The sequence below is a fragment of the Methylobacterium sp. B4 genome, from assembly GCF_003201865.1.
Classification (GTDB): Bacteria; Pseudomonadota; Alphaproteobacteria; order Rhizobiales; family Beijerinckiaceae; genus Methylobacterium.
This window is the reverse complement of the sequence record NZ_QJJJ01000004.1, coordinates 332,041-342,786: the sequence shown is the minus strand read 5'-3', so window position 1 is coordinate 342,786 and position 10,746 is coordinate 332,041. Positions and strand designations below refer to the sequence as shown.

General features: G+C 70.7%; 11 protein-coding genes. 9 read left to right on the top strand and 2 right to left on the bottom strand.

Features of this window, described 5'->3' with window-relative positions; genetic code table 11:
* From BY998_RS08790 to BY998_RS08770, 5 genes are all read left to right on the top strand, one after another.
* A partial coding sequence (locus BY998_RS08790) for a PDZ domain-containing protein (protein ID WP_146221758.1) occupies nt 1-858 on the top strand: 858 nt, incomplete at its 5' end.
* Between the two features lie 263 nt (nt 859-1,121).
* Nucleotides 1,122-2,090: an OmpA family protein gene (locus BY998_RS08785; RefSeq protein ID WP_110351250.1), complete on the top strand. Its 969-nt coding sequence runs from the start codon at nt 1,122-1,124 to the stop codon at nt 2,088-2,090.
* 25 nt (nt 2,091-2,115) lie between these two features.
* Entirely contained in the window at nt 2,116-3,390 is a 1,275-nt protein-coding gene (locus BY998_RS08780; protein WP_110351249.1) for a hypothetical protein, read from the top strand.
* 15 nt (nt 3,391-3,405) lie between these two features.
* Nucleotides 3,406-4,647: a hypothetical protein gene (locus tag BY998_RS08775; RefSeq protein ID WP_110351248.1), complete on the top strand. Its 1,242-nt coding sequence runs from the start codon at nt 3,406-3,408 to the stop codon at nt 4,645-4,647.
* 64 nt (nt 4,648-4,711) lie between these two features.
* The gene (locus BY998_RS08770; protein ID WP_110351247.1) at nt 4,712-5,242 is read left to right on the top strand and encodes a hypothetical protein; all 531 of its coding nucleotides are present in this window, start codon (nt 4,712-4,714) and stop codon (nt 5,240-5,242) included.
* A 121-nt stretch (nt 5,243-5,363) separates the two neighbouring features.
* On the opposite strand, the gene BY998_RS24275 is transcribed toward BY998_RS08770, so the two are convergent.
* Entirely contained in the window at nt 5,364-5,540 is a 177-nt protein-coding gene (locus BY998_RS24275) for a hypothetical protein (RefSeq protein ID WP_181425463.1), read from the bottom strand.
* 189 nt (nt 5,541-5,729) lie between these two features.
* On the opposite strand from BY998_RS24275, the gene BY998_RS08765 reads away from it, so the two are divergent.
* The 4 genes from BY998_RS08765 to BY998_RS08750 all read left to right on the top strand — a co-directional run bounded on the left by BY998_RS08765 (nt 5,730) and on the right by BY998_RS08750 (nt 9,174).
* Nucleotides 5,730-6,608, top strand: a complete 879-nt coding sequence (locus BY998_RS08765) for an aldo/keto reductase (protein WP_110351246.1) — start codon at nt 5,730-5,732, stop codon at nt 6,606-6,608.
* Nucleotides 6,609-6,726: 118 nt separating this feature from the next.
* Nucleotides 6,727-7,173: a hypothetical protein gene (locus BY998_RS08760; protein ID WP_110351245.1), complete on the top strand. Its 447-nt coding sequence runs from the start codon at nt 6,727-6,729 to the stop codon at nt 7,171-7,173.
* 82 nt (nt 7,174-7,255) lie between these two features.
* Nucleotides 7,256-8,335: a tartrate dehydrogenase gene (locus BY998_RS08755; RefSeq protein WP_110351244.1), complete on the top strand. Its 1,080-nt coding sequence runs from the start codon at nt 7,256-7,258 to the stop codon at nt 8,333-8,335.
* A gap of 14 nt (nt 8,336-8,349) precedes the next feature.
* The gene (locus BY998_RS08750) at nt 8,350-9,174 is read left to right on the top strand and encodes a 3-keto-5-aminohexanoate cleavage protein (protein WP_110351243.1); all 825 of its coding nucleotides are present in this window, start codon (nt 8,350-8,352) and stop codon (nt 9,172-9,174) included.
* Between the two features lie 7 nt (nt 9,175-9,181).
* On the opposite strand, the gene BY998_RS08745 is transcribed toward BY998_RS08750, so the two are convergent.
* Nucleotides 9,182-10,534 carry an MFS family transporter gene (locus BY998_RS08745; protein ID WP_110351242.1) on the bottom strand — a complete coding sequence of 451 codons (1,353 nt, stop codon included), beginning with the start codon at nt 10,532-10,534 and terminating at the stop codon, nt 9,182-9,184.
* Nucleotides 10,535-10,746: the final 212 nt, after the last annotated feature.

The window sequence follows — 10,746 nt, the reverse complement described above, 5'->3', positions numbered from 1 at the left end:
TCGGCCCGCGGCCGCGACATCGGCGCCGGTCCCTACGACGACTTCCTGCAGATCGACGCGCCGATCAACAAGGGCAATTCCGGCGGCCCGACCTTCAACGTCAACGGCGAGGTCGTGGGCGTGAACACGGCGATCGCCTCGCCCTCCGGCGGCTCGGTCGGCCTCGCCTTCGCGATCCCCGCCGAGACCGTGCAGACGGTGGTCGAGCAGCTCCGCACCGACGGCAAGGTGGTGCGCGGCTATCTTGGCGTGCAGGTCCAGCCGGTGACCAAGGACATCGCCGACGGCCTGGGCCTCGACAAGGCCAAGGGTGCCCTCGTCGATCATGCCGAGAGCGGCACGCCGGCCGCCAAGGCGGGTCTCAAATCGGGCGACGTGATCGAATCGGTCAACGGCGCGCCGGTCAACGATGCCCGCGACCTCTCGCGCCGGATCGCCGGCCTCAAGCCCGGCACGGAGGTGAAGCTCGCCTATCTGCGCGGCGGCAAGTCCGACGTGGCCACCGTCGAGCTCGGCACCCTGCCGGGGGACGGCAAGGTGGCGAGCCGCAGCGAGAGCAGCTCGAGCGGTCAGGCCCGGCTCGGCCTGAGCCTCGCCCCGGCCAGCGAGATCGGTCTCGGCGACGAGGGTGTCGCGGTGATGGATGTCGACCCGACCGGGCCGGCGGCCTCCAAGGGCATCTCCCAGGGCGACGTGATCCTGGATGTCGGCGGCACCAGCGTCTCGAAGCCCTCTGAGGTGCAGGCGCAGATCCGCGCCGCCGAATCGAACGGCCGCAAGGCCGTGCTGATGCGGGTGAAGAGCGCCAAGGGTCAGACCCGCTTCGTCGCCGTCTCGCTCAGCAACAAGGAGGGCTGATCTCCTCTCGGGCGGGACCGTGACGGTCCCGCCGCTCTCGCGGCTTCCTCACGACTTCGCGCCCGCTCCCCGGAGCGGGCTTTTTTCTACTGCGGCCCCCGTCAGGTGTGGCGCTGGCGCCACGCTCGGCCAAGCCTTAGTTTAACCTCAGGTTTACAAGGCAGCATTTGTTGACGTTGAGTTAAGTCACGACTTATCTCGCGACCAGAGGTTGGGTCGAGGGCGGTTCCGTGGTGCGGCGTGGGCGTGAGGGCGGGAGAGCGATGCGGGCGGCCCTGGCCGTCCTGCTGTCGGCGCCCGTTTCCGCCGCCGGGCAGGATCGAATCCTGTCCTGGCCCGAAACCGTGCAGATCGAGCACGAGGACCGCCTCACGCGGCTGAGGTCCCTGGCGATGCGGAGCCTCGGCACGGTTCCGCGGATCGACACCTACCGCATCGACCGCTCTGCCCTGCCGCGCTCCATTCCCGTCGACATCCCGATCTCGCGCTGGGTCTTCGACCAGCGGGTGTTCTTCGACACGGATTCCGACGTGCTCCGGCCGGAGGGGCAGGCGGTGATCGAGGTCGTGGCCGAGGTGCTGCGGGGCGAAGCGGCCGACACGGCGGTGTTCGTGGCCGGACATACCGATTCCCGCGCGGATGACGGCTACAATTACGCCCTCTCGGTGCGCCGTGCCCGCAGCGTCGCCCTGGCGCTCCACGCCCGCAGGGTCCGTCAAGCCCAGATCTGGCAGGTCGGCTTCGGCGAGGCGATCCCGCTCGCGCCCAACACCTCCGAGGCCGGCATGGCCCGCAACCGGCGGGTCGAGTTCCTGTTCGGGCGCAGGGCGGAGGCCGTCGGCGTCTGGCTGTCGCGCCAACGCGACCTCGTCTGCGCGGGAGCGAACGAGGCGCAGCGGCAGGTCTGCATCGACGCCTTCGAGCGCCTGCCGGGCGTCGTCGCCACACCGGTCCAGCAGGCCGCCCCGGTCGCGCCGCCCGCGCTGCCGCCCCCCACGATCGCCCGGGCGCCGGTGGTGATCGGGGAACGGACCTTCGTGCCCCTCGAAACCCGCCAGCCGGTGACGATGGAGGCCAAGCGCGCCAGCGAGGTCGAACGGCCGGCCGTGCCGAAGGAGGCGGTCGCAGCACCGCCCAAGGCCCCGCCGGCCGAGGTCGTCATCGCCCGCGACACCCCCGTCCTGATCGACCTGCGCGAGCGGCGCGTCCTCGTCGAGAGCCTTGAGCGATGAGTTCGATTGTCATGAGGCGAGTTCCATGAGTCTGGTCGAGTACCAAGCCCTGGATGTCAGCGCGGAGGGCGCCCTCGCGCGCGATCTCGCGGCCCGGCTCGAGACGGAGTCGGATCAGCCGATCCTCTCTCTGTCGGCGCCCCATGGCGCCAGCGCCGAGAGCCCCGCGCTCCTCACGAGCGCCATGCGTGCCTGGTACCAGCAGCACGTCGCGGCGGCGCGCCAGTCCGCGCTGGGCGAGGTGCGGCGCGGCCTCGCCGACGAGAAGACGGCGGCCGGCAACGAGGGCTTCCTGCTCGAGGCCGAGAAGGACGGCATCGAGCAAGCCAAGCAGAGCAACCTCGCCACCGAGCGGGCGAACTTCTTCCAGCGCAAGGAGATCATCGACCTCAACGCCGAGATCGCGCGCCTCCACACCGAGTACGAGCGCAAGCGCGCCGAGCACGGCCGCGACGCCCAGACCTGGCGGCCGGGGCTGTATTACTTCGGCCTGTTCCTGTTCGTGATGGCCGAGTACCCGATCAACCTCTCGGCCTTTCTCAAGATCGACTTCCTCACGCCCGCCTTCGCGACGATGAGCGTCACGCTGATCGCCTTCGGACTGGCCTTCTCCAGCCACCTGATCGGTCAGTTGATCCGGCAATGGAGCGAGCGCTTCGGCGAGAACGTCACCGGGCGGCTCAAGGCCGAGAGCCTGCGCCTCCTCGGCATCGGCGTGCTGCTTCTGCTGATCGGCGCCGCGGCCATCGTGTTCAGCCGCTCCTACCTCGTCGCGGAGGCGGTCGCGCGCTCCGACGCGCTCGGGGAGGGGGGCGCCAGCACCGTCTCGATCTACGGGCTGGCGCTGATCATGAACGTGTTCGTCTACGCGATCGGGCTGGCTTGGGCGATCGTGTTCCACGATCCGGTGCCGAACTTCATGGAGGAGCGCCACCGGCTGGAGGTGCTGCGGGCGCGGCTGCGCAAGCGCTACCGCACGCTGCTGGAGCCGAAGCAGCGCCAGCGCATCGAGGAGGCGCAGCGTGCCCGCGATCAGGCCGACCGGCGCGAGGCGGACCAAGCCAAGAGCCTGCGCAACCACACGCGCCACCGCGCCCGCTTCGAGGAGGTGCGCAAGCTCGACGCCCGGGTGCTGGCGCTCCTGGAGAACTATCGCAGCCGCCTGCTCGCCGCCGCCCGCCAGCGCGGCCTCCACACCCGCTTCGTCTACGAGGACCTGACCTCGGGCGATGTCGACACCAAGCGCGATCTCGACGGCGAGGCCTACCTGCGCCAGCGCCTCCACCTCGGCTACGTCTGACCCGGGGCTCCCGCCATGCGTGCGACCGCTCTCTCCCTCCTCGTCCTCGCCGCGGCCCTGACCGCTCCGGGCGCAGCCGCCCAGACCGGCTACGAGGCCGTGCGGCAGGAAGGCGCCTGCCCCCGCGACCGGGAGCCGAGGCCCCTGCGCCAGACCGTCATCGTGCTCGAAGAGGCGATGGTGGAAGCCAAGCCCGAGGCCAACGCCCTGTGGAAGCGCATCGTCGTCGAGGCGGCCGATGCCCGCGAGGTCGGGACCGGCACGCTCCGCCCCCGCGAGCGCCTTACCCTGCTGGTCGCCCGCCGCGACGGCAGCGAGATGCTGCCGCTCTTCGTCGGCTGCTCGCCCAACCTTCCGACGGACGAGATCGAGCGGGCGCGGGCGGCCGACACCCAGTGGGACATCTTCACCGGCGGCGACAGCGGCGCGCGCCTCAAGAAGACCCGCGAGGCCTTCTCCAACGGCCTCGCCCGGGCCATGGCGCAGGTCGCCAAGCGCGCAGAGGCGATCGCGGCGGTGCCGCCGCCGCCCGGCGCCCTGCTGCGCGCCTTGCAGAACGTCGGACGCCTCGCCGACCCGAACCACGGTCTGCCGCGCTTCATCCTGGTCAGCCCCTTCGCCGTCGCGGCCAAGGGCGAGGCGGCCGAGGCGGCGAGTGCCCGGGAAAAGGGTTTCGCGCTCGCCGAGCGCAGCGGCCTCGATTTCGGCCGGGCCGAAATCTACCTCGCGGGCGCGCAGCTGGGGGAGGGGGCGAGCCTCAAATTCGCCCGCGCCCTCGTGCTGGGCGCCAATGGCGTGCTGGTCGCGGCCCGCTCCGATGGGCTGCCGCGTCTCCAGCCGGAGCCGGTCTCGCTGCGGACCTACGCCGGCTTCATCGATTACGTCGACCAGCGCGTGCCGCTTCAATTGCGGCTCGCCGCCACCGCTCAGGGCGACCTCGTCAACAGTTGGATCGAGACGACCTTCTCGAAGAGCACGGCGACGCCGGTCGCCGGCAAGATGCTGTGCCGGGGCAGTGCCTGCGAGGTGCGTGGCGACGGACGCTTCGCGCAGGTCTGGTTTTCCGCCCCGCAAGGCGAGCCGAAGAACCGCTCGAAGCTTCCCTTCGGCGGCGCGCGCAATCTCGAATTGACGCTCAAGGGCACGACCGCCTCCGGCCGGATCTCCGACCCGGCCGTCGTCTTCGGCGGCTCCGACGCGACGAAGCGGGACGATCTGCGCTTCGAGATCGAGCGGATCGAGGACGGGCAGTTCTGACGGATCGGAGCGGCACGGGCCGGGCCGCTCCCCACAAGACGAGACGGCCCCGGGGCACTTTTCGATGTTGCGACGTTCCAACAAGGCGGGCGGCACGGCCGTCTGCGCGGGCCTTCTCGCCGGCGGCCTTCTCGGAGGCTGCGTCAGTTCGCGGACTGCCGGGCCCGGCTCCGCCGATCCGGTGGCGGAGGCGATCGGGCGCTGCGCCGCGGCCACCATCGGCGGCGCCGTGGTCGGCACCCTGATCGGCGCGGCGGCGGGCGGTGGAAGGGGAGCGGGAACGGGCGCCCTCATCGGCGGGGCGGTCGGCGGCGTCGGCTGCGCCGTGCTCACCGCCCTCGATGCCCAGGACAAGGAGCGCATCCGCAACGCCCAGATCGCCGCGGCGGCGACCAACCAGCCGCGCTACCTCACCTACCAGGGCAGCGACGGGCGCCCGCGCCAGATCACCGTGCGCCCGCGGGCGGTGCAGACGGCGGAGACCGGGCGCCTCTGCCGGGTGCTCGACACCTCCGCCTCGATCGGCGGGGGCTCGGCCGAGTTGCCGCCGGCCAAGGTCTGCCGCACCGAGAGGGGCGAGTGGCTGCCGGCCTGACCGGACGCCGTCCCGACGGGCGAAGGGTGGGACGGGTCGCCTCCCGGGCGAACCGTTTCGCTCGGACGATGCCGGCGGATCGGCGAGCCGTCCCTCGGCGTCTATCGGAGAGAGTGCGACCTCACCCGGAGAAAGAAAGCCCACCGGGCGCCGTCACCACGGGCCGACTGATCGTCCGCTCAACCAGCCCGTCCTCTACGGTCTCGGACCGGCGACGGTCCTCGGCCTCGAACTCAATTTCCGTCAGGGACTGGCGGCCGACGAGACGACGCGCCTCCTCGCCATCCAACAGCTGCATGTCCGACGATCGCAGGCGGCGAGCCTTCCGGCGGGCCTGGGCGCCGAGTTCCAGACCGGGCGCGCGGCCGGCCTCGAGACGGCCCTGTGCCTGATCCGCGCGTTCCAGGGCGCCGGCTGCGGAATCGGACCCGCCGGCCCGTTCCCGGGTTGGACCAAGACCGGGATACGGTTCGGGAAGGAGACAGGCATGGCGGGCGTCCAGGCATCCGGCACCTTCGCCCTCGGCGGAGACCTCACGGTTCATCGGCTCGGTTTCGGCGCGATGCGCATCACGGGCGCCGGCATCTGGGGCGATCCCCCGGACCGCGCGAAGGCGCTGGCCACGCTGAGGGCCGTTCCCGGCCTCGGTATCGACCTGATCGACACTGCCGACAGCTACGGTCCCTTCGTCAGCGAGGACCTGATCCGTGAGGCGCTCCACCCCTATGACGGCCTCGTCATCGCCACAAAGGGCGGCCTGACACGCCACGGCCCCGACATCTGGCGGCCCGTGGGCAATCCCGACTACCTGCGCCAATGCGTGCTGATGAGCCTGAGGCGTCTGGGTCTCGAGCGCATCGATCTCTGGCAGCTCCACCGGATCGGACCGGACTGCCCCCGCGAGGTTCAGTTCGAGGCCATCGCCCGGATGCGGGACGAGGGGCTGATCCACCATGTCGGCCTTTCCGAAGTGTCGGTCGAGGACATCGAGGTCGCGCAACGCTACTTCCCCGTGGCGAGCGTGCAGAACCGCTACAACCTCGTGGATCGCACGAGCGAGGCGGTGCTGGCCCATTGCGAGCGGCACGGCATCGGCTTCATCCCCTGGGCGCCCCTCGACAAGGGCGCCCTGGCCGGTCCCGGCTCGACGCTGGAGACGGTGGCGAGCCGCCTCGGTGCGAGCGGCGGCGCGGTGGCGCTGGCCTGGCTCCTGAAGCGCTCGTCCGTCATGCTGCCGATCCCCGGGACGGGCGATCCCGACCACCTCGCGCAGAACGCGGCGGGCGCCGACATCACCCTCGGCGACGAGGATTTCGAAGCCCTCGACCGGGCGGGCCGCGAGGCGTGGCGGACGGCATCGACCTGATTCAGATCGCGTGCTCCCGCGCACCCGGCGTCCGGGCGGGGACGGAACCCGGCGCTGGCGCGAGGCTTGCGTTCCCGTTGCGGACCTTCGGTTCGCCGGGCAGGGAGCCACGGACGCGATGACGGCAGCGCACTTCGTTCGTCTCGGCCTAATCGGCGGCCTCGCCGTCGCGGCTCTGGGAGCCGGTCCGGTGCAGGCGCGGCCCGGCTGGGTCTCGGGCACCTACGTCTATGCCGACCTCTGCACGCTGTCCGAGGACGGCGCCCGGGCGGGACGGCGCGTCACGCTCAAGCGGTGGCCGACGGGCGACAACCTCGTCTACGAGGGCGCCGGCCTGTCCGCGCCGATCGAGACGGCCGTCACCGTCGATGACACGACCAAGGACGTGGCGTTCCATCTCCAGACCGGCGCCGGCCTCGTCAGCTTCCGCGGCACCGCCGGTCCCGATGCCTTGGTCGGCACCCTGCACAGCGCCGACGGCTCCGAGCCCGTGCGCCTCAAGCGGATGATGCGAACCCGCGCCCCCGAAGCCTGCGCCGGGGAGACGACGGGCTCGATCAACTGACACCCGCGCCGCATCGCAGCCATTGACGTCGCCGCGCCCCGGCGCGAGGGAAGCGCCGGGGCTTCCAGCGAAGGCGAGCGGCATGGGCGAGGCAAAGCGCAGCTACAGGATCGCGGTCATTCCGGGTGACGGCATCGGCAACGAGGTCGTGCCGGAAGGTGTGCGCGTCCTCGAACGGGCCGCGGCGCGCCACGGCTTCGAGATCAAGCAGGACTGGTTCGATTTCGCGTCGTGCGATTACTACGAGGCGAACGGGCGGATGATGCCCGAGGACTGGAAGGATCGGATCGGCAGCCACGACGCGATCTTCTTCGGCGCCGTCGGCATGCCGGAGCGCGTGCCCGACCACATCTCGCTCTGGGGCTCGCTGATCCAGTTCCGGCGGGAGTTCGATCAGTACGTCAACCTGCGGCCCGTGCGCCTGATGCCGGGCGTGCCCTCGCCGCTCGCCGGCCGCGAGCCCGGCGACATCGACTTCTGGGTGGTCCGCGAGAACACCGAGGGCGAGTATTCCAACGCGGGCGGACGCATGTTTCCGGGCACGGAGCGCGAGTTCGCGGTGCAGGAATCGATCTTCACCCGCCACGGCGTCGACCGGGTGCTCAACTTCGCCTTCGAGCTGGCCCAGAGCCGGCCGAAGCGGCACCTGACATCGGCCACCAAGTCCAACGGCATCTCGATCACGATGCCCTACTGGGACGAGCGGGTGCGCGCGGTGGCCGAGGGCTATCCCGATGTCCGCTGGGACCAATACCATATCGACATCCTGACCGCGCATTTCGTGCTCAATCCGGATCGGTTCGACGTGGTGGTCGCCTCGAACCTGTTCGGCGATATCCTGTCCGATCTCGGACCAGCCTGCACCGGCACGATCGGCATCGCGCCCTCGGGCAACATCAATCCGGAGCGCCGCTTCCCCTCGGTCTTCGAGCCTGTGCACGGCTCGGCCCCCGACATTGCGGGGCAGGGGATCGCCAACCCGATCGGGCAGATCTGGTCGGGCGCGATGATGCTGGAGCATCTCGGCGAGCGGGAGGCCGCGGCGGAAATCGTCGCCGGCATCGAGCGGGTTCTCGTCGAGCCGTCCCAGCGCACGCGCGATCTCGGTGGCAGCGCCGACACGCAGACCTGCGGCCGCGCGGTCGAACAGGCTCTGGGCTAAGGGGAGCCGCCACCATGAGACCCGTCGTCGTCACGGTGGCGATCACCGGCTCGGTCGCCCGCAGGGCCGACAACCCGACCGTGCCGATCACGCCCGCCGAGCAGATCGAATCGACCCACGCCGCCTACGAGGCCGGGGCGGCGCTGGCCCATATCCACGTGCGGGAGGACGACGAAAGCCCTTCCCTCGATCCCGAGCGCTTCGGGCGGGTGCGGGAGGGCATCCGCCGGCATTGCCCGGACATGATCGTCCAGTTCTCGACGAGCGGGGCGGGAAGCGATCCGGCGGAGCGGGGCGCCTGCCTGGTCCACCGGCCGGACATGGCCTCGCTGACGACGGGCTCGGTCAATTTCGGCGAGGGCGTCTACGAGAACCCGGCCGGCCTTCTCACGGCCATGGCCGGGCGGATGCGCGACCACGGCGTGCGGCCCGAACTCGAGATCTTCGATCTCACCCACCTCCACAACGCCCGCCGGCTCGTGGACGAGGGCCTCATCGACCCTCGGGTCCACGTGCAGTTCGTCCTCGGCATCCGCAACGCGCTGCCGCCCGACCCGCACCTCCTCGACCTGCTCCTCGCCGAGACGGGCCGGCTCCTGCCGGGGGCGACTTGGGGCGCCTTCGGCATCGGCCGCTATCAGAGCATCGCCATGGGCTGGGCGCTGGCCCGCGGAGCGGCCGGCGTGCGCACGGGGCTCGAAGACAACGTGCGTCTCTCCAAGGAGCGGCTGGCCGACGGCAACGCGGATCTCGTGCGGCTCGCCGCCGAGATCTGCGCCGAGCACGGCGCCCGGCCGGCCACGCCCGCCGAGGCAAGGACGATCCTGCGCCTCGGCTGAGGCTTCCTCAGGCCGCCGGGCGGAGCTTGCGTCCCAGCGCCTCCTCGACGGTGCCGTCGCCGTCGAGATAGCCGTGGCGCTTCGGGTTCGGCATCACCAGCGAGGCGATGAAGGACACGCCGAGGATCACGGCGACGTACCAGAAGAACGTGCTCTCCATTCCCCAATCCTTGAGCTGGAGCGCCACGTATTCCGCCGTGCCGCCGAACAGCGAGTTGGCGATGGCGTAGGAGAGGCCGACGCCGAGCGCCCGGACCTGGGTCGGGAACAGCTCGGCCTTCACGATGCCGCTGATGCCCGTGTAGAAACTGATGATGGTCAGCCCAACCATGACCAGGGCGAAGGACAGCACGGGGTCGGTCGTGGCGCCGATGGCGGTCATCAGCGGCACGATCGCCACCATGCCGAGGCCGCTGAACAGCAGCATGCTGGTCTTGCGTCCGATCCGGTCTGACATCCAGCCGAAGAAGGGCTGCATCAGCATGTAGACCAGCAGCGCCACCGTCGTGATCCGCGAGGCGGTGACCTTGTCGATATGGGCGGTGTTGAAGAGGTATTTCGGCATGTACGTGGTCAGCGTGTAGAAGGCGAGCGAGCCGCCGGCCGTGTAGGCCAGCACCACCACGAAGGCCCGCCAATGCCGGAGCAGGGCGGCGAGGGTGCCCGATTCCGCGTCGTTCCGGTCGGCTGCGCTGGTCGTCTCCTCGAGGGAGCGGCGCAGGAACAGGGCGACCACGGCGGCCAGCGCCCCGATCACGAACGGAATCCGCCAACCCCAGGCGGTCAGCTGCGCGTCGGTCAGGATGCTCTGCAGCACCACGAGCACCAGCGAGGCGAGCAGTTGCCCGCCGATCAGGGTGACGTACTGGAACGAGGCGTAGAAGCCGCGCTGACCCTTGGCGGCGACCTCGCTCATGTAGGTCGCGCTGGTGCCGTACTCACCGCCGACCGAGAGTCCCTGCACCATCCGGGCGAGGACCAGCAGGATCGGGGCGAGGCCGCCCACGCTGGCATGGGTCGGCAGCATCGCGATGGCCAGGGAGCCGGCGCACATCATCAGCACCGAGATCATCAGCGAGGTCTTGCGGCCGAGCCGGTCGGCGATGCGCCCGAACAGCCAGCCGCCGATCGGCCGCATGAAGAAGCCGACCGCGAACACCGCCGCCGATTGAAGCAGCTGGCTGGTCGCGTCGCCCGTCGGGAAGAAGACCGGGGCGAAGTAGAGCGCGAAGAAAGCGTAGCAGTAGAAGTCGTACCACTCGACGAGATTGCCCGACGACGATCCGACGATCGCCATGATCCGGCGGCGGCGGTCGGCGGCATCGTCCTGGTCGGGTCCCGTCTCGGCGATCTCCGCCATGTCTTCCTCCCGAAAGCGGCCTCCGAGGGCCGTGAAGCATCTCTGGCAGCACCGTAGCTAGGCGCCCGCCGCGCGGCGCCGACCCGGCGGGCGCCCGGAGAATGACAGGCATGGGGCGACCGTCTCCCCCTCGCGCGTCGCTTCATCCGGGCAGGCTCGCGGCCTTCGGAGACGCTCCGGTCGAAGGCGAGCGGAGCGGTGACGCAAGTCAT